Genomic DNA, 23,734 nt, shown 5'->3' with positions numbered 1-23,734 from the left:
ACAAATTCAGCGACGGCGCACAGTCGATGCACATGATTTCCGGCGACACGCCGCGGCCACGGCCGGTGCCAGTAGGGGACGCCTAGCGCTCCCAGGCGGAGTGCAGGATCGCCGTCACGGCGGCCAGGCGGGCGGACCGCACGATGTCGGTCAGCGGCCGCATGGCCTCGGTGGCGATCTGCATCTCCGAGGCGCTCTGCAGGCCGATGGGCGCCAGCCCGGCGCTGACCGTGATGATCGCGTCGATGTGGGCCGCGGTCTCGAGTACCCGCACCGCACGGGTGGGGGCGTGGTCCGGCAGTTTGTGCAGATGCCCGGCCTCGAGCAGCTGCTCGACCATCTCGCGCGGATCCTCGATGTCCGAACCGGGTTCGGCACGCAGGCGGCCGAGGGCGTCGGCCGCGGACCGGACCGCGTCACGCAGCCGGTACTCCTCTTCGCCGAGGTCGAAGTGCCCGGCCACGGGTGCGCTGGGCAGTGAGTACACCGTCCACGACAGGGCCTTGACCTCGGCGTCGTCGGTGTCGTCCTCGTATTCGAAATCGGGGACCAGCCCGACGGCCTCGCCGTAGTTGGAGGTGACGACGACGGCTTCGCCCACGTCGACGGCGTCCTGCTGGAACTGGGTACCCGGGGTCAGGCCCCGGACGTCCCCGGGTACGGGCAGTACCAGGTTCAGTGCCGGCTCCGAGCGCGCGGCGCCGGCCGCGTGCCGCAGCGTCTGCAGCAACGTGACGCCGCCGTAGTTGGTCAGGTCGGGCCACGGCAGGCCCGTGCGGCTGGCCGCCACGGCGTCGTACGCGGCGATGGAATGCCTTGGCGCCCACGGCGATAGCGCATCGAGGACATCGTCGGGTGCGGCCAGGCCGGCATGCCAGGCATTGGCCCACACCGTCAGCGAAACACTTGGACACCACATGATGCACGCAGTGTAAAACGCTCCGGCCGATTAAGCCTGCAAGGCGCTACTCTGGTCGCATGCCGGTGCCGTTGCTGTGGCTCATCGTGGCGATCGGGCTTGCCGGTGCCGAAGCGCTGACCGGTGACATGTTCCTGCTCATGCTGTCCGGCGGTGCCCTGGCGACAGCAGGTCTGAGCTGGGCCACCGACTGGCCCATCTGGGCCGACGGCGTCTCCTTCCTCATCGTGTCGGTGCTGCTGCTGGTCCTGGTGCGGCCGGCGCTGCGCAAACGGCTGGGTGCTGCGGGCCTGCCCGAACCGGTGAAGGCCCTGGAAGGCAAGTCGGCGCTGGTGCTGGAACGGGTGACCCGCCATGAAGGGCAGGTAAAACTCGACGGCGAAATCTGGACGGCGCGCCCGATGGCCGACGACGATGTCTTCGAGCCCGGCGATCACGTCACCGTGATGCGGATCGACGGCGCGACCGCGGTGGTCTTCCGGGCCATCTGAACGCAAGGGGAGCTGAAATTGACTGGTGCACTTGTCCTTCTGCTGATCCTGGTGGCGTTTGCCATCGTGGTGGTGGTCAAATCGGTGGCGCTGATCCCGCAGGCGGAAGCGGCCGTCATCGAGCGGCTGGGCCGCTACAGCAAGACCGTCTCGGGGCAGCTGACGCTGCTGCTGCCGTTCATCGACAAGATCCGGGCCCGCGTGGATCTGCGTGAGCGGGTGGTGTCGTTCCCGCCGCAGCCGGTGATCACCGAGGACAACCTGACGGTCAACATCGACACCGTCGTCTACTTCCAGGTGACCAGCCCGCAGGCCGCGGTGTACCAGATCAGCAACTACATCGTCGGCGTCGAGCAGTTGACCACCACGACGCTGCGCAACGTCGTCGGCGGCATGACGCTGGAGCAGACGCTGACCTCACGTGATCAGATCAACGCCCAGCTGCGCGGCGTGCTCGACGAGGCCACCGGCCGGTGGGGCCTACGCGTCGCGCGCGTCGAACTGCGCAGCATCGATCCGCCGCCGTCCATCCAGGACTCGATGGAGAAGCAGATGCGCGCCGACCGCGAGAAGCGCGCCATGATCCTGACCGCCGAGGGCACCCGGGAGGCGTCGATCAAGCAGGCCGAGGGCCAGAAGCAGTCGCAGATTCTGGCGGCCGAGGGCGCCAAGCAGGCGGCGATCCTGGCCGCCGAGGCGGACCGGCAGTCCCGCATCCTGCGGGCGCAGGGTGAACGCGCCGCCCAGTACCTGAACGCCCAGGGGCAGGCCAAGGCCATCGAGAAGACGTTCGCGGCCATCAAGGCCGGCCGCCCCACGCCCGAGCTGCTGGCCTACCAGTACCTGCAGACCCTGCCGCAGATGGCCAAGGGCGAGGCCAACAAGGTGTGGGTGGTGCCCAGCGACTTCGGTTCCGCGCTACAGGGTTTCACCAAACTGCTCGGGGCACCGGGCGAGGACGGGGTGTTCCGTTACACGCCGTCGCCCGTCGAGCCGACGCCCGCGGGGGCCGACGACGACGCCGACGAGGTCGCCGACTGGTTCTCCACTCAGACCGACCCGGCCATCGCGCAAGCGGTGGCGAAGGCCGAAGCCGAGGCCCGCCGGCCGGTGCAGCAGCCGGGTTACGGCGCCCCGCAGACGCAGCCGCTCGAGGCTCGGCAGACCCCGGAAATCGACCCGCCCGCCGGGCAACACTCGAGGTGACCATGAGCGCACTGACCTCCCCGAAGACCTACACGGCCCTGGCGGTGCTGATGGCCGGTGACGCCGCGGCGTGTGCCGTGCCCGTCGCACCCATCGAGAAGGCGCTCAACGGAGTGCACTTCCCGCTCGAGTACCGCTGGATTCTCGTCGGCTCCAAGGCCGCGGCCGCTGTGGGCCTGATTGCCGGACAACGCAATTCGGCGCTGGCCCGGCTGACCACCGCGATGCTGGCGCTGTACTTCACGCTGGCCGTCGGCGCGCACGTCAGGGCACACGACAAGCCGGCGAACGCCGCGCCGGCCGTGCTGTTCCTGGCGCTGTTCACCGCGATGACGGCCAAGGGGCTGCCCGAGCGCGAAGGTTAGGACTGCAACCGCAGTTCGACCATCGGCAGCGGGACGTCGCGGTCGCCGATCGACCGGCCCAGCGTCTGTTCGAGCACCGGGCGGAACTGCGCCCAGTATTTGGGGTGGCGGGTCCGGTAGTCGCTGAGCGTCCGGTCGACTTCGGCCTGTTCGAGCACGCGTGCCGTGGCACGTGCGGGGCCGTGGCTGCCGATCCAGACCCGGACCTGTGGTTCGGCGCGGACGTTGCGGAACCACTGCGCCGTGGTCCCGAAACCCGAGGCGACCACGAAGCAGTCGTCGCGCGGTCGGTCCACGATTTCGAGGACGACGTAGCGCCGCCGACCGGAGCTGCGGCCGAGGTGTTCGAGCATCAGCATGCGCGGGCCCAGCAGCGCCCCCAGTCGGGCGCGGTACAGCCAGATCGGCGCCCGCACCAGGTGGCGGTTCCGCAGAATCCGGGCGCCGAGGCCGGCGACTGCGGTCACGGGCCCACGCTGTCGAGTGCGGCGGCGTGCGCACGGCGATGGAGCCGGATCTCGTAGATCAGCCCGCAGATCCCGATGGTCGCGGTGCAGGCCGACACCACCAGCAGCGACGGCCGAATCTGTCCGGTGAGGGCGTCGCCGAGGATGACGACGGCCGCGGTGCCGGGCAGCAGCCCGAAGAACGTCGCGAACGCATACGGCACCACCCGGACCGATGAGGCGCCGGCAGCGTAGTTGAGCACCGAGAACGGCACCGCGGGGATCATGCGCATCGACAGGATCGCCGCCCACCCGCGTTCCTTGAGCCGAGCGTCGAGACTGTCGATGTGCTTGTGCGAGAGCTTGCTCAACTGCCAGCCCAGCACCCGGACCAGCCAGAGCGCGATGAGCGCGCTCAGCGTGCTGGCGATGACGGCCAGCGTGACGCCGAGGGCGGAGCCGAACAGCAGGCCCGCGGCGAGGGTGAAGGCGGTGCGGGGGAACGGCAGCACCGTGACGACGGTGTGTGCGACCAGGAATGCCAGCGGGAACCACGGGCCGGCCGCGGCGGCCCAGTCCCGCATCTGTACCGCGCTGGGCAACGGCACCCAGATGGCGATTGCGACAAGAATCACAATCGCCGTTCCGATGCCCACGGCCCGTCGCAACGGCATCTGCGCCGCAGTGGCTTGCACCGCAGACAGGACCGTGCGCAGCGCGCTGACAACGGAGTTCACGTTTTCCAAGGGTACGGGGCGACCGCCCGATCATCGCTGTCAGGAGCGGGTCCACGAGACGGTCGATTGCGCCGACCGGTTGCCGTCAGAGTCGTGGGCGCCCGGTGCGCGGTGGAGCTACTGGGTAGTAGCGACCTGCGTGATTTAGCCTGAAAATCAAGTGTGATAGGCATTTCTGCATGCAGTGCCATATGTCTGATGGCCGAAAGATTGGGAGTCGCCGGTGACTGTCGACGCGTCCACCGTTCGGGACCGCTACGCGCGGTGGCAAGAGAACGTCGCCGGCGTGCTCGCCAAGAGCACCCGCAAGGCAGTCGAGGATCTGCCGGCAGACCCTGAGCGTCTGCTCGATACCCCCACGTACGACGGCTTCCCGGTCCGTCCGCTGTACACCAGCCTGGACGGACTCGCCGAGCCCGCGCTGCCCGGGCACTGGCCGTTCACCCGCGGTGGTGATGCCCACCGGGACGTGCTCGCCGGATGGAAGGTCACCGAGTCCTTCCCGATCGCCAGCGATGCCGACGTCGCCACGGTGAACGGCGCCATCCTGCTCGCCCTCACCGACGGCACCAGTGCCGTCGAGGTCCGGGTGGGTGCTGACGGCGTACCTGTCGACCAGCTGGACCGCGTGTTCGAGGGCGTCTTCCTGGATCTGGTTCCGGTGCTCCTCGATGCCGGTGCGGACCTGGCGGGTGCCGCCGATCAGCTGCTGACGCTGGTCGAGCCGTTCGACGCCGACCAGCGCGCCCGGTTGTCGATCGACCTGGGCGCCGACCCGCTGACCGCGCCGCTGTCGGGTCGTGCCGCCGCGGCCGAGGCCGACGTCGTCGCCACTGCCGCGAAGCTGACCGGGTACGAGGGGGGAGTGCGCGCCGTTACGGTCGACGCCGCCGCGCTGCACAACCTCGGTGCGAGCGCCTCGCTGGAGCTGGCGGGTGCCCTCGCCGCCGGCGTCGCCTACCTGCGGCTGCTGACCGAGAGCGGGCTGTCGACCGCCGACGCGCTGCGGCAGCTCAGCTTCCGCTTCGCCGCGGACGACGACCAGTTCGCCACCATCGCCAAACTCCGTGCGGCGCGCAGGCTTTGGGCCCGGGTGGCCGAGGTCGTCGGTGCGCCCGATGCGAGCGCCGCCACGATCCACGCCGTCACCTCGAAGGCCATGATGTCGCAGCGCGACCCGTGGGTGAACATGCTCCGCACCACCCTCGCCGCGTTCGCCGCCGGCGTCGGCGGCGCCGACACCGTGCTGGTCGAGACGTTCGACGCCGCCATCGACGGCGGATTGCCCGGTACCGCAGTCACTTTCAGCCGCCGCATGGCGCGCAACACCCAGCTGCTGCTGCTCGAGGAGTCGCACCTGGGCCGCGTCGTTGACCCGTCGGGTGGCTCGTGGTTCGTCGAGGACCTCACCGATCAGCTGGCGCAGCAGGCCTGGGCGAAGTTCCAGGAGCTGGAGTCGCTGGGCGGTTTCGTCGCGGCACGTGATCAGCTGCGCACCCAGATCGCAGAGATCGCCGACCGTCGCGCCGATGACATCGCGCACCGCCGCACGGCGCTCACCGGCGTCAATGAGTTCCCGAACCTGGCGGAAACCCCGCTCGCGCAGACGGATTCGTTCCCGGGCGTGGTGCGCTACGCCGCGGCCTTCGAGGCGCTGCGCAATCGCTCCGACGCCTACCTGGCCAAGACGGGCAAGCGCCCGCAGGCCGTGCTGCTGCCCGTCGGCCCGCTGGCCGAGCACAACATTCGCACCACGTTCGCCGCGAACCTGTTGGCTTCCGGTGGCATCGAGGCCGTCAACCCCGGCACCGTCGCCGCAGAGGGCGTTGCGGCCGCGGCCGCCGGCCAGGTGGCCGCGGTGGTCTGCGGCACCGACGCTCGATACGCCGACGAGGCGAGCGATGTCATCAAGGCCGCCCGGGCGGCCGGCGTCGCGCACGTGTATCTCGCCGGCCCGGAGAAGGCGGTCGCCGACGCGGCCGACAAGCCCGACGAATACCTGACCATGAAAATCGATGCCGTCGAAGCGCTTTCGACCCTGCTCACCCGATTGGGGGCATGACCATGACCGCTTCCGACGTGACCACCATCGGCAGTTTCGCCGACGTCCCGCTGCAGGGCGAAGCGCCCGCCGCGCCCACCGCCGAGGCCGTCGGCGCCCACGTGGCCGACGCGGCGCAGGCGCACGGTTACACCGCCGAGCAGCTCACCTGGTCGACGCCCGAGGGCATCGACGTCAAGCCGGTGTACATCGCCGAAGACCGGGACGCCGCGACGCGGGCGGGCTACCCGCTGGACAGCTTCCCGGGCACCCCGCCGTTCATCCGCGGGCCGTACCCCACCATGTACGTGAACCAGCCGTGGACCATCCGGCAGTACGCCGGGTTCTCCACCGCGGCCGAGTCCAACGCGTTCTACCGCCGCAACCTGGCCGCCGGCCAGAAGGGCCTGTCGGTGGCCTTCGACCTGGCGACCCACCGCGGCTACGACTCGGACCACCCGCGCGTACAGGGTGACGTCGGAATGGCCGGTGTCGCAATCGATTCCATCCTCGACATGCGCCAGCTGTTCGACGGCATCGACCTGGGCAGCGTCAGCGTCTCGATGACGATGAACGGCGCGGTGCTGCCGATCCTCGCGCTCTACGTCGTGGCCGCCGAAGAGCAGGGCGTGCCGCCGGAGAAGCTGGCCGGGACCATCCAGAACGACATCCTCAAAGAGTTCATGGTCCGCAACACCTACATCTATCCGCCGAAGTCGTCGATGCGGATCATCTCGGACATCTTCGGCTACACCAGCACCAAGATGCCGAAGTTCAACTCGATCTCCATCTCGGGCTACCACATCCAAGAGGCCGGTGCCACAGCGGATTTGGAGCTGGCCTACACGCTGGCCGACGGCGTCGAGTACATCAAGGCCGGGCTGGACGCCGGCCTCGACATCGACAAGTTCGCGCCGCGCCTGTCCTTCTTCTGGGGCATCGGCATGAACTTCTTCATGGAGGTGGCCAAGCTGCGCGCCGGCCGCCTGTTGTGGAGCGAGCTGGTGGCCGAGTTCGGCCCCAAGAGCGACAAGTCGCTGTCGCTGCGGACCCACTCGCAGACCTCGGGCTGGTCGCTGACGGCGCAGGACCCGTTCAACAACGTGGCCCGCACCTGTATCGAGGCCATGGCCGCCACGCAGGGCCACACGCAGTCGCTGCACACCAACGCCCTCGACGAGGCGCTGGCGCTGCCCACCGACTTCTCGGCCCGCATCGCGCGCAACACCCAGCTGCTGCTGCAGCAGGAGTCGGGCACCACGCGGCCCATCGATCCATGGGGCGGTTCGTACTACGTCGAGTGGCTCACCCACCAGCTCGCCGAGAAGGCCCGCGCCCACATCAAGGAGGTCGCCGAGCACGGCGGCATGGCGCAGGCCATCGGCGAGGGCATCCCGAAGCTGCGCATCGAAGAGGCCGCGGCGCGTACCCAGGCCCGCATCGACTCCGGCGCCCAGACGGTGATCGGCGTCAACAAGTACCAGGTGGACGAGGACCAGGAGATCGAGGTCCTCAAGGTCGAGAACAGCCGCGTGCGGGCCGAGCAGCTCGCCAAGCTCGAGCAGCTGCGCGCCGACCGCGACGAGGCCGCCACGCAGGCGGCGCTGGCCGAACTGACCCGTGCGGCAGGCGAATCCGGTACTGCGGGCGAGGACGGCCTGGGCAACAACCTGATGGCGCTGGCCATCAACGCGGCCCGCGCCAAGGCCACCGTCGGTGAGATCTCCGACGCGCTGGAGAAGGTGTACGGCCGGCACCAGGCCGAGATCCGCACCATCGCCGGCGTCTACCGCGACGAGGTGGGGAAGACCGGAAACGTGAGCACCGCAACCGAATTGGTCGAGAAGTTCGCCGAGGCCGACGGCCGTCGCCCCCGCATCCTGGTGGCCAAGATGGGCCAGGACGGCCACGACCGCGGCCAGAAGGTGATCGCCACCGCGTTCGCCGACATCGGCTTCGACGTGGACGTCGGCTCGCTGTTCTCCACGCCCGACGAGGTGGCGCGGCAGGCGGCGGACAACGACGTGCACGTCGTCGGAGTGTCGTCGCTCGCGGCCGGTCACCTGACGCTGGTGCCCGCGCTGCGCGACGCACTGGCCGAGGTGGGGCGTCCGGACATCATGGTCGTGGTCGGTGGCGTGATTCCGCCGGGCGACTTCGACGAGCTGTACGAGGCGGGCGCCGCGGCGATCTTCCCGCCCGGGACGGTCATCGCCGACGCCGCGATCGGCCTGTTGGGCAAGCTCGCCGAGCGGCTGGGCTACAAGCTCTGAGGGGGCGGGCATGACGGCCCCGGTGCCTGAACTCGCAGCCAGGATCCGCGCCGGCGATCGGGCGGCGCTGTCGCGCGCCATCACGCTGGTCGAGTCCACCCGGGCCGACCATCGTGATGCCGCGCAGCAGTTGCTGCTCGAGCTCACGCCGGAGGCCGGTAGCGCGCTGCACGTCGGCATCACCGGCGTTCCCGGCGTCGGCAAGTCGACGACCATCGAAGCGCTCGGTATGCACCTGATCGAGCGGGGGCACCGCGTCGCGGTGCTGGCCGTCGACCCGTCGTCGACCCGTACCGGTGGGTCGATCCTCGGCGACAAGACCCGGATGGCGCAGCTGGCCGTGCAGCCGGAGGCCTACATCCGGCCGTCGCCGACATCGGGCACGCTCGGCGGGGTGGCCAAGGCCACCCGCGAGACCATCGTGCTGCTCGAGGCGGCCGGTTACGACGTGGTGCTGGTCGAGACCGTCGGCGTCGGCCAGTCGGAGGTGACGGTGGCCAACATGGTCGACACCTTCGTCTTCCTGACGCTGGCCCGCACCGGTGACCAGCTGCAGGGCATCAAGAAGGGCGTGCTGGAGCTCGCCGATGTCATCGTGGTCAACAAGGCCGACGGCGAGCACGCCGTCGAAGCCAAGGCCGCGGCGCGGGAGCTGTCCGGGGCGATCCGGTTGATCTATCCGCGCGACACCCTGTGGCGGCCGCCGGTGCTCACCATGAGCGCGCTGACCGGCGACGGTCTTGCCGCGATGTGGGACACCGTGCTCAAACATCGTGAAACACTCAGTGCCGCAGGCGAATTCGAGGCGCGGCGGCGAGCCCAGCAGGTCGACTGGACCTGGACCATGGTGCGCGACACCGTGCTCGACCGGGTGCTCTCGAATCCGGCGGTCAAGGCGAATCGCGACGAGGTGGAACGCCAGGTGCGCGAGGGTGAGCTGACGCCGGCGCTGGCGGCACAGCGCATCATCGACCTCGCGAACTGACGCCGGCCGCGCCAGTTCCGAGATTGCGGGCGAGTTTGCCGGCGCAATATCGGAACCGGCCCGCCGGGTATTGGGGCGGGCCGTTGGCGAAACGAAATTCGGGACGGACCAGCCGCCGGTCCGAGTTGCGGGCGAAACGCGATCATGGCCATTCGGCTATCGAAATAGTGCCAGGGTTGGGGGTCTGACCTCTGGATTCGCGATCATGGCGATGACTCCGCAACGGCTTACGCCGGCGTAAGTGCGATCTTGAAGTGGATATGCCGGACACGCCCAACCTGTGTATCCAGACTATTTAGCTAACAGATTGATAACGTCGGAGATGATCTGCGGCAGGCGCACGTCATCATTTGGTAATGACCAACGCAATTCGCCGGGAGCGCAACGTCGCGCCTCTCCGGTCCGCCGGCGGACCTCTTCCGCAGGGTGTTCACGGTGCCGCTGACCCGAGTTTCGCAACTGTGGTGCGGGCCTTTTCCGCCATGTTCCCCAGCCGATTCCTGGGCGGCGGCGCCCTCTCGGTGTACCTCGACGGCGTTCCCGTCGTCGACGTGTGGACGGGGTGGGCCGACCGGTGGGGCACCCGGCGGTGGGACGCGGACACCGGCGCCATGGTGTTCTCGGCGACCAAGGGGTTGGCCTCGACCGTGATCCACCGCCTGGCCGATCGGGGCCTGATCGGCTACGACGTGCCCGTCGCCGAGTATTGGCCGGCCTTCGCGGCCAACGGCAAGGCCGGCGTGACGGTGCGCGAGCTCATGCGGCACCGCGCCGGGCTGTCGCAGCTCAACGGCGCCACGCGCGACGAGCTGATGGACCACCGCCTCATGGAGCAGCGGTTGGCGGCGGCGCCGATGAGCTGGATGAAGGGGCGACCGGCGTACCACGCCATCACCTACGGCTGGCTGTTGTCCGGGCTGGCCCGCGCCGTGACCGGGCAGAGCATGCGTGAGCTGTTCCGTACCGAGCTCGCCGAGCCCCTCGGCATCGACGGTCTGCACCTGGGCCGGCCGGCCGCCGACGCGCCCACGCAGCCGGCGCAGATCATCGGCCCGCAGTTCCGCATCCGCAATCCGCTGTTCGACGTGGTGGCGCCGCACGTGGCGAAGTTGCCGTTCTCGGGCGGCTTCGGCTCGATGTACTTCACCGGCATGCGGTCGATGGCCCAGGGTGACACGCCGCTGCTGGATTCCGAGATGCCGGGCGCCAACGGCGTGGCCACGGCGCGTGCGCTGGGTCGCGTGTACGGCGCACTGGCCAACGGCGGCCAGATGGACGGCCTGCGGTTCCTGTCGGCCGGTACCGTCGCGCAGCTGCGGGGGACCGGCAGCGTGTTCCCCGACCTCGGCCTCGGCCTGCCGATGGATTTCAACCTCGGATATCACGGGCTGCCGTTCCCTGGCCTCATGCCGGGGTTCGGCCACGTCGGCCTCGGCGGGTCGCTCGGCTGGGCCGATCCCGATCGCGGCCTGGCTTTCGGCTTCGTGCACAACCGCCTGTTGACGCCGCTGATGGTTGCGGATCAGGCTGGTTTCGTAGCACTTGGGGCAATGGTGCGACACGGTGCTGCGCAGGCGCGCAGCAACGGTTTCTGCCGGGTCGCGGAGTTCGGTGCACCGTACGCGGATCCGGCCCCGGTTGCGGGCTGACGGAGTTTGCGCGCGCGAGATATGCGGCCGCGTCGGAGGCGATGCGGACCGCCCTCAGCACCGGACTTTCGAATACGCGCAGATGTCGGGCATGTTGATTTTTTGCCCGTATCGAGCGGAGTTCGTCACACCAGATATTTCATACCATGCGTATCGATCATTGCCGACAATACGATTTTATGGCCACAGCCTGTAGTTCTGCGATTTTCATTGTGTTGCTCGGATTTCAATAACCATATCCACGCAAACATTTGCCCTGTCGCGGCGTCCGCGTGCGCACGGTGCTGGGGCGAACGATGTTCGCTACGGACCGCTATGCTTCCGGCCCGTGGCTGGTTCGAAAAGGCTCCGAACCAAACCCCTGCGCAACGGCGCGCCGGGCGGGTTGGGTCTTCCGCGGCGAGTGTGCTGCGGATATCCGCTGCTGACGGTCACCTGGTAGCGATTCGACCGAAACGGGTAGCCCCGAATCGGCGGATCAGTTAATTTGACCCGGTAGGATTTCGAGCCAGTTTGTTTAACGCGGCAAAGACGATTTCGCAGAGATTTTTGAGCGCGGTCTGCAAAGCCACCCGGCACTGCGTGTCGGGGTCGGGCCGGACTGCACGGAGAGGCGGTAACTAAGTGGGTGGGTCACCGACGACACCCGTCGCGATCATCGGCATGGCATGCCGGCTTCCTGGCGGCATCAGTTCGCCGGACGAGCTGTGGGAAGCCCTGCTGCGCGGTGACGACCTGGTTACCAAGGTTCCCCTGGAACGATGGGACGCCGAGGAGTACTACGACCCGGAGCCCGGCGTGCCCGGCCGGTCGGTGTCCAAGTGGGGCGGTTTCCTCGATGACGTTGCCGGCTTCGACGCCGACTTCTTCAACATCAGCGACCGTGAAGCCACCGCGATCGACCCGCAGCACCGCCTGATCCTCGAAACCTCTTGGGAGGCCGTGGAACACGCGGGCATCGATCCCGCCACCCTGGCCGGCTCGCTCACGGGCGTCTTCGTGGGTATGACCCACGGCGACTACCAGCTGCTGGCCGCCGACGCCCACGCCATCGAGGGCCCGTACGGCTTCACCGGTAACAACTTCAGCCTGGCCTCGGGGCGCGTCTCGTACCACCTGGGTGCGCACGGCCCGTCGTACACGGTCGACTCGGCCTGTTCGTCGAGCCTGCTCGCCATCCACAACGCGTGCCGCAGCCTGCACGACGGCGAGAGCGACGCCGCCCTCGCCGGCGGTGTGTCGATCATGCTGGAGCCGCGCAAGATGTCCTCGGGTTCGGCCCAGGGCATGCTGTCGCCGACCGGCCACTGCCACGCCTTCGACGTCGCCGCCGACGGCTTCGTCTCCGCCGAGGCGTCGGTCATGTTCATGATGAAGCGCCTGGACGACGCCCAGCGCGACGGCGATCGCATCCTCGCGGTCATCCGTGGCACGGCGAGCAACCAGGACGGCCACACGGTCAACATCGCGACCCCGGGCGCGGACGCCCAGGTCGCGGTCTACCGCCGCGCGCTGGACCTCGCCGCCATCGATCCCGCCACCGTCGGGTACATCGAGGCGCACGGCACCGGCACGCCCGTCGGTGACCCGATCGAATACTCAAGTCTGGCAACGGTTTACGGCAAGCAGGGGCCGGTCGTGCTGGGTTCGGTCAAGACCAACGTCGGACATGCGCAGTCGGCGTCGGGTGCCGTCGGCCTGATGAAGGCCGTCCTGGCCCTGCAGTACGGCGAGGTGCCGAAGAACCTCTACTTCAACGAGATGCCCGCCGAGATGGCGGCCATCAGCACCGGCCTGTTCGTGCCGACGGAGCTCGTGCCGTGGCCCGCGACCGCCGACCACCCGCGCCGCGCCGCGGTGTCGGCCTACGGTCTGTCCGGCACCAACGTGCACGCCGTCGTCGAGCAGGCCCCGGCCGAGTCGTCGCCGCGCGTCGTCAGGTCCGAAGGGCAGGGGATCGGCGGCAAACTGCTGTTCCCCGTGTCATCCACCTCGGCCGACGAGTTGCGCCGCACCGCCGGCAAGCTGGCCGACTGGGCCGCCGCCCAGGGCGAGGCCCTCGATCTGGCCGACACCGCCTACACGCTCGCGTGTCGCCGCGCACACCGACCGGTTCGCGCCGCCGTGCTCGCCGAGGACGCCGCCGGCCTGATCCAGGCGCTCCGTGGCGTCGCCGACGGCGAGGCCCCGTTCCAGCCCGCCGCCGGCAAGGGCGACCGCGGCCCGGTCTGGGTGTTCTCGGGCCAGGGTTCGCAGTGGGCGGCCATGGGCGCCGATCTGCTGGCCGCCGAGCCCGCATTCGCCGCGGCCATCGCCGAGATCGAACCGCTCATCGAAGCGGAGTCGGGCTTCTCGATCACCGAGGCCATCACCGCCGGTGAGACGGTGACCGGCATCGACCGCATCCAGCCCGCCGTGTTCGCGATCCAGGTGGCGCTGGCCGCCACGCTGCGCTCGTACGGTGTGCAGCCCGGCGCGGTCATCGGCCACTCGATGGGTGAGTCGGCCGCCGCCGTCGTCTCCGGCGCGCTGTCACTGGCCGACGGTGTGAAGGTGATCTGCCGCCGGTCGAACCTGATGCTCAAGGTGTCCGGCTCGGGTGCCATGGCGTCGGTGGAGCTGCCCGCCCAGCAGGTGCTCTCCGAGCTCGGTGCCCGCGGTGTCAGCGACGTGGTGCTGGCGGTCGTCGCCTCGCCGCAGTCCACCGTCGTCGGTGGTGACAAGGACGCGATCCGCGCGCTGGTCAAGGAATGGGACGAGCGCGGCGTCATGGCCCGCGAGGTCGCCGTCGACGTCGCGTCGCACACCCCGCAGGTCGACCCGATCCTGGACGAGCTGGCCGATGCCCTCGAGGACCTCGAGCCCGACGAGCCGGCGGTGCCGTACTACTCGGCCACGCAGTACGACCCGCGTGACCCCGCGGACTACGACGCGGATTACTGGGTGGACAACCTGCGCCACACCGTGCGCTTCGGTGCCGCCGTGCAGGCCGCGCTGGACGACGGCTTCCGCGTGTTCATCGAGCTGGCCCCGCACCCGCTGCTGGTGCACGCCGTCAACCAGAACGCCGCGCACCAGGACATCGGCATCGCCGCCCTCGCCGCGATGCGTCGCGAACAGGACGTGCCGAACGGTCTGCGCGACGTCGTCGCCGATCTGCACACCGCAGGCGCCGCCATCGACTTCTCGGTGATCTACCCGGACGGCGTGCTGGTCGACGTGCCGCTGCCGACCTGGACCCGCAACCACTTGATCCTGACGCGGGACCCGCACGAGCAGGCCCCCGGCGGGGCGTCGCTGGCGGTGCACCCGCTGCTGGGCGCGCACGTGCGGCTCCCGGAGGAGCCCGAGCGGCACGTCTGGCAGTCCGACGTGGGCACCGGCATGCAGCCCTGGCTGGGTGACCACCAGGTCCACAACGTCGCGGCGCTGCCCGGTGCGGCGTACTGCGAGATGGCGCTCGGCGCGGCCCGCGAGGTGCTGGGCGAGGCCTCCGAGGTCCGCAACGTGACCTTCGAGGCGATGCTGCTGCTCGAAGAGGAGACCGCCGTGTCGGCGGTGGCCACGGCGGTGCCGTCGGGCGACATCGACTTCCTCGTCGAGACCTACCAGGACGGCGAGCAGGTGCGCCGTGCCGCGGCGACGCTGCACGCCATCGACGACGACGCCGCCCGCCCGGCCTACAACCTGGCCAAGCTGGTCGCCGCCCACACCGAAGATGTCGATGGTGGCGACCTGCGGGCCTGGTTCGCCGATCGCGGCATCCAGTACGGCCCGGCGTTCTCCGGCCTGACCGCGGCCCACGCGTCCGCGGGCACCACGGTGCTCGCCGCCGTCGCGCTGCCCGGTGCCATCCGGTCGCAGCAGAGCGCCTACACCGTGCACCCGGCGCTGCTCGACGCCTGCTTCCAGGCGGTGGCCGCGCATCCCGATCTGCACGGCGACACCAGCGGCGCGCTGATGCTGCCGCTGGGCGTCGGCAAGCTGCGGGCCTACGAGTCGACCCGCAACGCGCACTACTGCTACGTCAAGCTCGTCAGCCTCTCGCCGACGGCGGTCGAAGCCGACATCGACGTGCTCGACGAGAACGGCGCGGTGCTGCTCGCGGTGACCGGCCTGCGGCTCGGCACCGGCGTGTCCGAGGCGGGCCAGCGCGAGCGGCTTCTGGGCGAGCGCCTGCTGAACATCGAATGGCGCAGCCAGGACGCCCCGGTTGCCAACGTGGTCGACCCGGGCCGCTGGCTGCTGATCTCGGCCGCCGCCGATGCCGACAGCCTGACCGAGAAGCTGTCCGAGGTGCTGCAGTCCGACGAGGCCGACGTCGCCACCATGGCGTGGCCGGCCGACGCCGACCATGCGTCGAACCTCGAGTCGCTGCAGGAGACGCTGACGGCCAAGCCGTTCAAGGGCGTCGTCATCGTCACGGGTGCGCCCGAGGGCTCCGCGGCTTCGGCTTCCCTGGCCACCGCGCAGCGCGGAGTGTCCCAGGTCGAGCAGCTCGTCCACATCGTGCGGGGTCTGCCGGACGTGCCCGGTCAGCCGGCGCGGCTGTACGTGCTCACCCGGGGTGCCCGCACTGTGGCGCCGGGCGACGTGGCCAACCTGGAGCAGGGCGGCATCCGCGGTTTCATGCGGGCCATCGGCATGGAGTACCCGGCGATGCGGCCGACGCAGATCGACCTGGATGTCCAGGCCGACGTCGCGCACGTCGCCGCGGAACTGCTGTCCGGTTCCGAAGAGGACGAGACCGCGTGGCGGTCGGGCGAGTGGTTCACCGCGCGCCTGAACCTGAGCCAGCTGCAGCCCGAGGAACGTCGCACCGCCGTCGTGCGGCCTGAGACCGACGGTGTGCAACTGCAGATCCGGACCCCCGGTGACCTGTCATCGGCGGAGCTGGCCGCGTACGAGCGCGTCGCTCCGGGACCGGGCCAGATCGAGGTGTCGGTAGCCGCGTCGAACCTCAACTTCGCCGACGTACTGGTCGCCTACGGCCGGTACCCGAGCTTCGAGGGCCGGCTGCCGCAGCCGGGCGCGGACTTCGCCGGTGTCGTGACCGCGGTCGGGCCGGGCGTCACCGATCATCAGATCGGCGACCGGGTGGCGGGCATCTCGCTGACCGGCGCCTGGAAGACGTTCGTCACCTGCGACGCGAACCTGGCCGTGAAGATTCCGGACGACCTGCCCGAGGGCAGCGCGGCGGCGGTGCCCAGTGCGCACGCCACCGCCTGGTACGGCCTGCACAACCTGGCCCGTATCCAGGCCGGCGACAAGGTGCTGATCCACTCCGCCACCGGTGGCGTGGGCCAGGCCGCCATCGCCATCGCCCGGGCCGCGGGCGCCGAGATCTACGCCACCGCGGGTAGTGACGACCGTCGAAACCTGTTGCGCAGCTGGGGAATTCAGCATGTCTACGATTCCCGCAGCACGGCCTTCGCCGAGGAGATCCGTCGCGACACCGACGGCTACGGCGTCGACGTCGTGCTCAACTCGCTGCCCGGTGCGGCGCAGAAGGCCGGCGTCGAGCTGCTGACCTTCGGTGGCCGGTTCGTCGAGATCGGCAAGCGCGACATCTACGGCGACACCCGGATGGGCCTGTTCCCGTTCCGCCGGAACCTGTCGTTCTACGCGCTCGACCTGGCGCTGCTGACGTTGACCAACCCCGACGTCACGCGCGGCATGCTGGAGACGATCTTCGGACAGATTGCCGACGGTGTGCTGCCGGTGCCGGACACCACGCACTACCCGCTGAGCGAGGCCGCCACCGCCATCCGCGTGATGGGCGCGGCCGGCCACACCGGCAAGCTCGTGCTCGACATCCCGCACACCGGGGAGTTCGAGGCGGTGCTGTCGCCGGAGCAGGCTCCGGTGTACCGGGCCGACGGCTCCTACATCGTCACCGGTGGTCTGAGCGGCCTGGGCCTGTTCCTGGCCGCGAAGCTGGCCGCCGGTGGGTGCGGACGCATCGTGCTCAACGCGCGTTCGGAGCCGAGTGCGGCGACCGCGAAGGCCATCGAGGCCGTCCGGAGCAAGTGCGCCGAGGTCGAGGTGGTGCTGGGCGACATCGCTGCCGCCGACACCGCCGCGCGCCTGGTTGCCGCTGCCGAGTCGACCGGCAAGCCACTGCGCGGCGTGCTGCACGGCGCCGCGGTGGTCGAGGACGCGACGTTGCCGAACATCACCGACGAGCTGATCGAGCGCGACTGGGCGCCGAAGGTGTACGGCGCGTGGCACCTGCACGAGGCGACGGCCGAGTCCGAGCTGGACTGGTTCTGCTCGTTCTCGTCGGCCGCCGCCATGGTGGGCTCGCCCGGACAGGGCGCGTACGCCGCGGCGAACAGCTGGCTGGACGCGTTCACGCAGTGGCGCCGTGCCCAGGGGCTGTCGGCGACGGTCATCGCCTGGGGTGCCTGGGCCAAGATCGGCGCGGGGCAGGGCATGGCCGCCGATGAGGCCATGGCGATCGATCCGGAGGACGGCGCTTTCGCGTTCGACGCGATCATCCGCCACGACCGCGCCTACGCCGGTTATGCGCCGGTGGCCGGGGCCGACTGGCTGGTGGCTTTCGCTCAGACCAGCAAGTTTGCCGAGTCGTTCGCCAACATCGGTCGCGGTGGCGCGGGGACCAGCGAATTCCTCGCCGAGTTCCACGCCCTCTCGGAGGAGGAGCGGCCCGCTCGGCTGAGGCGCCTGATCACCGACGCTATGTCTATGATACTTAGGCGATCTGTCGATCCCGACCGTCCGTTGGCCGAGTACGGCCTCGATTCGCTCGGGGCGCTGGAACTGCGGACCCGTATCGAAGCCGAGACGGGAGTCCGGATCGGTTCGTCGGACATCACGAATGTCCGAGCACTGGCAGAGCGCCTGGGGGAGGCGATTTCGACGGCGATTTCGACATGACGGGTCAGAGTAGGGCGTCACAGAAGCCGCGCGCTGAATTCACCGAAGCACAGGAGAGTGAGCATGGTTGCGATTAGGACCATCCATGACTGGATGGGTTCCTCGGGTGTTCTGACTTCCTGGAACCCTTCGTCTGCGTCGCTTGCCAAGCTGGGTAACGCGCCGGTCAGCTCGGTGCCGGTCAGCTACCAGCAGAGCCAGCACATCCGCGCGTTCCGTTCGCACGAGCGCAACGGCACGGACATGGCCCGGCTCAACATCGCCGCGTGGGACATGCCGGGTAAGTGCGACGTCCGGGCCATGACGCACGTCATCAACGCCTACGTGCGCCGGCACGACACGTTCCACAGCTGGTTCGAACTGACGGAAGACGACGTCGTCGTCCGCCGCACGGCCAAGAACCCGCGCGACATCAAGCTGGTGGCCACCGAGCACGGCGAGATGAACGCGCAGCAGTGGCGTGACCACGTGCTGGCGACGCCCGATCCGCTGCAGTGGGACTGCTTCCACTTCGGCATCATCCAGCGCGACGACCACTTCACGTTCTACTTCAGCATCGACCACGTGCACACCGATGCCCTGCTGATGGGACTCGTGCTCGTCGAGATTCACCTGATGTACGCGGCCCTGGTCAGTGGCGCCCCGCCGATCCCGCTGGCCGACGCCGGCAGCTACGACGACTACTGCGTCAAGCAGGCGGAGTTCACCTCGGCGCTGACGCTGGAGTCGCCGGAGGTCAAGGACTGGATCAAGTTCGCCCAGGCCAACGACGGCACACTGCCGTGCTTCCCGCTGCCGCTCGGTGACCCGTCGGTGCCGTGCGGCGGCGAGATGCTGACCGTCCGGCTGATGGACAAGCACCAGTCGGAGCGTTTCGAGTCGGCCTGCCTGTCCGCGGGCGCCCGCGTGATCGGCGGCGTCATCGCGTGCGCGGCGCTCGCCGAGCACGAGTTGACGGGCGAGGCGGTCTACAACGTCATCACCCCGACCACGACGCGCCGCACCCCGGCCGAGTTCATGACGACGGGCTGGTTCACCGGCGTTGTGCCGATCAGCGTGCCCGTGGTGCCGGAGTCGTTCGGCGACACCGCGCGCGCCATGCAGAAGGCGTTCGACGCCGGCATGGACCTGGCGCACGTCCCGTTCGAGCGGGTGCTGGAACTGGCCGAGGGCAAGGTGCCGGGTATCCGCAAGGCGGACCCGGGCGTGCCGATGGTGTCCTACCTAGACACCAACCTGCCGCCGCTGTCTCCGGCGATCATGAACGAGTGGGAGCGGCTCAACGGCCGCGTCTACAGCGACGCCCGCTCGGCGTACCAGATCGGCATCTGGGTGAACCGTTCCGAGAAGGAAACCTCGGTCACCATCGCCTACCCGGACAATCCCATCGCCCGTGAATCGGTGGACAAGTACCTGCACGCCATGCGCGCCGTGTACCTGCGCGTCGCCGACGGTGGTTCGGGTGCGGGACGCTCGGATGCCTTGCGCCACAACGGTTGCCGCAGCGAACTGATTCGAGCTGTGAAGGGCTGATCTGTGACGACCTCCACGCGCCCGTCGCGTGTGCCTTTGTTGCGCCGCTGGTTGGCAGACAACAACGACGGTGATGAGAGCCGCGTGCTCGACTACGTCGACCAAGCGATGTTCCTGGGTCTGCGGGCCACCGGCCAGGCCGCTGTCATGCAGTGCGTCTGGGTCTACGAGCACCCTGTCGACATGGAAGGGCTGCGCCGCTTCCACTACAACTTCGGTCACGGCCTGGCCGGTCGGCGCATCGAGCCGTCGGTCCTGCCGTTCGGCCGGCACCGGTGGGTGTCGTCGTTGGGGCCGCCGGCGCCGCTGCGGGTATACGAGACCGTGCGGCCGCGGGCCGAGCTCGGCGACTTCCTCGACGAACATGCACAAATCCCCGTCGACCCGGAGTTCGGCCCGGCCTGGCACATGGGTGTACAGCCGCTGGACGACGGTGCCACGGTCGTCAGCCTGGTGGGTTCGCACTGCATCGGCGACGGCGGCGGCGCCATGTTGACGGTGTTCGAGTCGGTGACGGGCCAGTTGCGCGACCTCGGCCTGCCCCAGCCGCGGACGCGGTCGTCGTTGCAGGCGTTGCGCACCGACTTGCGGCAGACGTTCCGTGACCTGCCCGAACTCGGTCGTTCGATCAAGTCGGCCGCGAAGCAGGCCTACCAGAAGCGCAGCGAGCTGCAGCGCTCCGGAAAATCCGCGGCGGCCCATCTGGATGCGGCCAGTGCCAAGGAAAACCTGCTGGTGCCGGCGATCTGGGCCTTCATCGACGCCGCCGAATTCGAGGGCCGGGCCAAGGCGCTCGGCGGCAACAGCTACGCGCTGATCGCCGGCTTCGCGGCGCGGTTGTCCGAGCGGATGGGCCGGTTCAGCGAGGCCGAAGGTGTGGTGCCGCTGGTGGTGCCGATCAACGACCGCACGCTGGAGGACACGCGGGCCAACGCGGTGCTCATCGGCGATGCCCGGGTGAACCCGAAGGGCGTTGCCGAGGATCTGACGGAAACGCGGGCGGTCATCAAGGAAGCCCTGCGCAAGATGCGTGAGGAGCCCGACGAGAAGTTGGAGCTGCTGCCGCTGACCCCGTTCGTCCCGAAGCGGGCCGTCACGCAGGCCGCCGACATTGCGGTCGGGTTCGGCGAACTGCCGGTGTTCTGCTCGAACCTGGGCACGCTGCCGGACGATCTGGCGCGCGTCGACGGGACGCGGGCCGAGTACCTGATGGCGCGTGGTGTCGACGGTCAGGTTCCGCGCGCGGTGATGGAGCACCGCAAGGGCATCCTCACCGTCATCTCGATGCAGGTCATCGGCCGGGTGTCGATGGCGATCATCGGCTACCAGCCGGGCGCCGAGAACACCAAGGCCACGCTGCGCGCGCATGTGGAAGCGACACTGGCCGAGTTCGGCCTGTCCGCGGTCTACGAGTAATCCCGCTTCAGACAATCGAAAAGTGAAGGGCCAGGTCTATCTTGTCCACTGATACCCGGTCGAAGAGGACCGGCCGCGGCCGGTTCACCAAGCTGCCCCAGGAGCTGGACCGTCCGCAGGACCGTCTGGACTACATGGACGAGGCGACCTTCCTGTCATACCGGGCCAGCGGCCGGGTGCAGGTGATGCTGGCGCTGTGGTTCTACGAAGGGCCGGTTGACCTGGACGGCCTGCGCCGGTTCCACGAGAACTTCGGCCGGAGCCTGGCGGCCCGGCGCATCGAGCGCTCGCCGCTGCCGTTCGGGCGGGCCCGCTGGGTGGCCGCACCGGCCATCGAGCGGCCGCTCGACATCGTCGAAACCGCCCGTCCGCGTTCGGAACTGACGGACTGGCTGGAGGAGCGGTCGCAGATCCCGATCGATCCCGAGCACGGCCCCGGCTGGCACCTCGGCGTGCAGAACTTCAGTGACGGGTCGACGGGCGTCGCGCTGGCGCTGTCGCACTGCCTGATCGACGGCACCGGCGCGGTGGCCGCCATCATGGAATCGGTGCTCGGTCAGGGCCGCGACCTGGGGTACGCCCAACCGGGTTCCCGCACCCGTTGGCAGGGGCTGCGCGCCGACCTGCGCCAGGCCCGGCGCGACTGGCCCGAGGTGCGGCGGACGGTGGTGGCCGCCGCGAAGATGCTCCACCGCAGACGTCATGAGATCTCCAAGTCCGGTGACACCCGCCCCGCGGTGACGTCAGGCAACCCCGACGAGTACGTGCTGCTGCCGTTCTCCGGCACCCACATCGATGTCGAGCAGTGGGATGCCAAATGCGCAACCCTCGGCGGCAACACTTACTCTCTGGCCGCCGCGTTCGCCGCCCGGCTGGGCGTGCGGATGGAGCGGCATCGCAAGCACGACAACAACATTGCGCTCATGGTCGCGGTCAATGACCGCACCTCGATGGAGGACACCCGCGCCAACGCGATGGCGTTCGCCAACCTCACCGTCGACCCGACGCACGTGGCCAAGGACCTCACGGACCTGCGGGGCGCGCTGCGCACGTCGCTCTCGACGGCCAAGGACCAGCCGGACGAGTCGTTCATCCTGCTGCCGCTGACGCCGTTCATCCCGCTGCGCGCGGTGAACAAGACGGCCGACCTGGTGCTCGGCGACATGCCGGTCACGTGCTCGAACTTCGCCGAGCTGCCGGACCTGATGTGCCGCCCCGACGGGGTCAACCAGGCGACGTTCCTGAACTGCTGGGGCGTCGAGCAGAAGGTCAAGCGGTCCGACATCGAGCGGCCCGGCGGGCTGCTGGTGGTGGCCTCCGGCCGCTACAACGGCCGGGTGAACCTCGGCATCGTCGGCTACCAGGTGGGCGCCGAGAACAACCGGGCCAGGCTGCGCGAACTGGTCCGGGAGACGCTCGACGAATTCGGCCTGACGCCGCTCACCATCTACTAGTGGGCATTTCCGCCCGGGCCCGTCAACGGGCCTGGGCGGCCTTCTCCAACAGATCCGCGGTGCGTGCGACGCTGTCCGCGGGTTTCGTCATGCGCGCGGCGGCGGCGCGGACCCGGTCCGCGCACTCCGGCTGCAGCGCGGTGCGCAGGGCGGACTTCAGCGACCCGGGAGTGGTCTTGGAGAAGCGGTGCGACGCGCCGAGCCCCAGCTTCTTGACCTGGCCGGCCCACACCGGCTGATCGGCGCTGACCCACAGCACCACCGTCGGTATCCCGGAGCGCAGCCCGGCCGCGGTGGTGCCGGCGCCGCCGTGGTGGACCAGGGCCCGGCACAGCGGGAACACCGCGGCATGGTTGACCGCGCCGACCAGCTTCACGTGATCGCCCAGCCGGGTGTCCGGCAGATCCCAGACGCCCGAGCTGATCAGCGCCCGCTCGCCGAGTTCGGCGCACACCTCGTCGATCATCGCGACAGCGTCGGCGGGAGACTCCACCGGCATGCTGCCGAAGCCGAAATAGATGGGCGGCTTGCCATTTGCGATCCACGCCATCACGTCGGTGTCGGTATCGGTCTGCAGTTCCATCGACATGGAACCGACCAGGGGCTTGGCGTCGCCGTATTCGGCCGCCAGCCCGGGGAACAGCACCTCGTCGTAGGCCTGGATTTCGAGCGCCCCACGGTCCTCGATGCGACGGACGGCCCGCACGGTGGCCGGCGGCAGGCCCAGGGTGCGCCGCTGGATGTCCTCGGCTTCCTTGAGCATGCGCCAGTGGAACCATTCGCCGACCGCGAAGCCGCGGCGAATCAAGGGGAGTGGCAGCGGTACCGGCAGCACCTGGCTGTTGGGGCGGAAAGGGAAGTAATGCAGCGCCGCCAACGGGATGTCGAAATGCTCGGCGACGTTGGCGGCCACCTCCTGGTAGGTGGTCCCCGCGAGCAGCAGATCCGCGTCCGCGGCGACCTCCGTGAGGGTGGCGCTCATGTCCTGCCAGCCCTGTGTCATGTAGTCCCGGAGTTCGCGGACGACGCTCACGGGGTTCTTGAGGCTCAGATGGTCGCGAAAGATGTCCGCATCCAGTTGCTGCTGAGAATCCACGCCGTAGCTGGCGGGCTCGGGAAGCCCCGCTGCAGCGACGAATGAAACCAGGTTCGGCGGCACTGCCATACGTACTTCGTGGCCGCGACGCAGCAATTCTCTGGCCACGGCACCGCTGGGCTCGATGTCTCCACGCGTGCCATGGATGGCGATAGCAAACTTCACAGGACGCCAAGCATAACGGTCTGCCGCTGATCTTCGCATTGCTGGGGCATGGATGGCA

15 protein-coding genes are annotated in these 23,734 nt (G+C 69.2%); 11 read left to right on the top strand and 4 right to left on the bottom strand.

The features are described 5' to 3' along the window. Positions 1-82: 82 nt before the first annotated feature. A complete protein-coding gene (locus ACJEIK_RS15355; RefSeq protein ID WP_138249199.1) occupies positions 83-919 on the bottom strand; it encodes a hypothetical protein in 837 nt (278 codons plus the stop codon). 59 nt (positions 920-978) lie between these two features. Here ACJEIK_RS15355 and ACJEIK_RS15350 point away from each other — a divergent pair, with 59 nt between their 5' ends. Genes ACJEIK_RS15350 through ACJEIK_RS15340 form a run of 3 tightly spaced genes read left to right on the top strand, consistent with a single transcriptional unit; the run spans position 979 to position 2,981 of the window. Then, positions 979-1,410: an NfeD family protein gene (locus ACJEIK_RS15350; RefSeq protein WP_061000847.1), complete on the top strand. Its 432-nt coding sequence runs from the start codon at positions 979-981 to the stop codon at positions 1,408-1,410. 18 nt (positions 1,411-1,428) lie between these two features. After that, positions 1,429-2,616: an SPFH domain-containing protein gene (locus tag ACJEIK_RS15345; protein ID WP_061000845.1), complete on the top strand. Its 1,188-nt coding sequence runs from the start codon at positions 1,429-1,431 to the stop codon at positions 2,614-2,616. A gap of 2 nt (positions 2,617-2,618) precedes the next feature. After that, the gene (locus ACJEIK_RS15340; RefSeq protein ID WP_133427686.1) at positions 2,619-2,981 is read left to right on the top strand and encodes a DoxX family protein; all 363 of its coding nucleotides are present in this window, start codon (positions 2,619-2,621) and stop codon (positions 2,979-2,981) included. Here ACJEIK_RS15340 and ACJEIK_RS15335 read toward each other — a convergent pair. Continuing rightward, the gene (locus ACJEIK_RS15335; protein ID WP_409429951.1) at positions 2,978-3,448 is read right to left on the bottom strand and encodes a nitroreductase family deazaflavin-dependent oxidoreductase; all 471 of its coding nucleotides are present in this window, start codon (positions 3,446-3,448) and stop codon (positions 2,978-2,980) included. The genes ACJEIK_RS15340 and ACJEIK_RS15335 overlap by 4 nt on opposite strands. Beyond that, entirely contained in the window at positions 3,445-4,164 is a 720-nt protein-coding gene (locus ACJEIK_RS15330; RefSeq protein WP_138249201.1) for a TVP38/TMEM64 family protein, read from the bottom strand. The genes ACJEIK_RS15335 and ACJEIK_RS15330 overlap by 4 nt, the downstream gene beginning before the upstream one ends. 223 nt (positions 4,165-4,387) lie before the next feature. Between ACJEIK_RS15330 and mutA the strand changes: the two genes are divergently transcribed. The 8 genes from mutA (at position 4,388) to ACJEIK_RS15290 (ending at position 22,415) form a co-directional block, all read left to right on the top strand. Then, on the top strand, positions 4,388-6,226 hold the full coding sequence (gene mutA / locus ACJEIK_RS15325; protein WP_409429950.1) for a methylmalonyl-CoA mutase small subunit: 1,839 nt from the start codon (positions 4,388-4,390) through the stop codon (positions 6,224-6,226). A gap of 2 nt (positions 6,227-6,228) precedes the next feature. Continuing rightward, positions 6,229-8,478, top strand: a complete 2,250-nt coding sequence (scpA, locus tag ACJEIK_RS15320) for a methylmalonyl-CoA mutase (protein WP_409431703.1) — start codon at positions 6,229-6,231, stop codon at positions 8,476-8,478. A gap of 10 nt (positions 8,479-8,488) precedes the next feature. Further along, positions 8,489-9,463, top strand: coding sequence for a methylmalonyl Co-A mutase-associated GTPase MeaB (gene meaB, locus ACJEIK_RS15315; protein ID WP_409429949.1), 975 nt, complete (start codon positions 8,489-8,491; stop codon positions 9,461-9,463). A gap of 356 nt (positions 9,464-9,819) precedes the next feature. Next, positions 9,820-11,112, top strand: coding sequence for a serine hydrolase domain-containing protein (locus ACJEIK_RS15310; RefSeq protein WP_061000834.1), 1,293 nt, complete (start codon positions 9,820-9,822; stop codon positions 11,110-11,112). A gap of 663 nt (positions 11,113-11,775) precedes the next feature. Continuing rightward, the gene (gene pks2, locus ACJEIK_RS15305) at positions 11,776-18,012 is read left to right on the top strand and encodes a sulfolipid-1 biosynthesis phthioceranic/hydroxyphthioceranic acid synthase (protein WP_409431702.1); all 6,237 of its coding nucleotides are present in this window, start codon (positions 11,776-11,778) and stop codon (positions 18,010-18,012) included. Positions 18,013-18,075: 63 nt separating this feature from the next. Further along, positions 18,076-19,545, top strand: coding sequence for a condensation domain-containing protein (locus ACJEIK_RS15300; RefSeq protein ID WP_267325408.1), 1,470 nt, complete (start codon positions 18,076-18,078; stop codon positions 19,543-19,545). 3 nt (positions 19,546-19,548) lie between these two features. Continuing rightward, positions 19,549-20,961, top strand: a complete 1,413-nt coding sequence (locus ACJEIK_RS15295; protein WP_267325407.1) for a hypothetical protein — start codon at positions 19,549-19,551, stop codon at positions 20,959-20,961. A 41-nt stretch (positions 20,962-21,002) separates the two neighbouring features. Beyond that, positions 21,003-22,415, top strand: coding sequence for a hypothetical protein (locus ACJEIK_RS15290; protein ID WP_267325406.1), 1,413 nt, complete (start codon positions 21,003-21,005; stop codon positions 22,413-22,415). Between the two features lie 22 nt (positions 22,416-22,437). Here the strand turns inward: ACJEIK_RS15290 and ACJEIK_RS15285 are convergent, their stop codons facing one another. Next, entirely contained in the window at positions 22,438-23,676 is a 1,239-nt protein-coding gene (locus tag ACJEIK_RS15285) for a glycosyltransferase (protein ID WP_267325405.1), read from the bottom strand. Between the last annotated feature and the right edge of the window lie 58 nt (positions 23,677-23,734).

Origin of the sequence: Mycobacterium sp. SMC-16, from assembly GCF_046250085.1 — a bacterium.
Classification (GTDB): domain Bacteria; phylum Actinomycetota; class Actinomycetes; order Mycobacteriales; family Mycobacteriaceae; genus Mycobacterium; species Mycobacterium phocaicum.
Note: the sequence above shows the minus strand (reverse complement) of the source record. Positions and strands in the feature narration are given on the sequence as shown.

Bases quoted from the DNA above. Each gene is read 5' to 3' on its own strand.
- ACJEIK_RS15355 (WP_138249199.1), bottom strand. From the start codon at position 919: ATGTGGTGTCCAAGTGTTTCGCTGACGGTGTGGGCCAATGCCTGGCAT.
- ACJEIK_RS15350 (WP_061000847.1), top strand. From the start codon at position 979: ATGCCGGTGCCGTTGCTGTGGCTCATCGTGGCGATCGGGCTTGCCGGT.
- ACJEIK_RS15340 (WP_133427686.1), top strand. From the start codon at position 2,619: ATGAGCGCACTGACCTCCCCGAAGACCTACACGGCCCTGGCGGTGCTG.
- scpA (WP_409431703.1), top strand. From the start codon at position 6,229: ATGACCGCTTCCGACGTGACCACCATCGGCAGTTTCGCCGACGTCCCG.
- meaB (WP_409429949.1), top strand. From the start codon at position 8,489: ATGACGGCCCCGGTGCCTGAACTCGCAGCCAGGATCCGCGCCGGCGAT.
- ACJEIK_RS15310 (WP_061000834.1), top strand. From the start codon at position 9,820: ATGACCAACGCAATTCGCCGGGAGCGCAACGTCGCGCCTCTCCGGTCC.
- pks2 (WP_409431702.1), top strand. From the start codon at position 11,776: ATGGCATGCCGGCTTCCTGGCGGCATCAGTTCGCCGGACGAGCTGTGG.
- ACJEIK_RS15300 (WP_267325408.1), top strand. From the start codon at position 18,076: ATGGTTGCGATTAGGACCATCCATGACTGGATGGGTTCCTCGGGTGTT.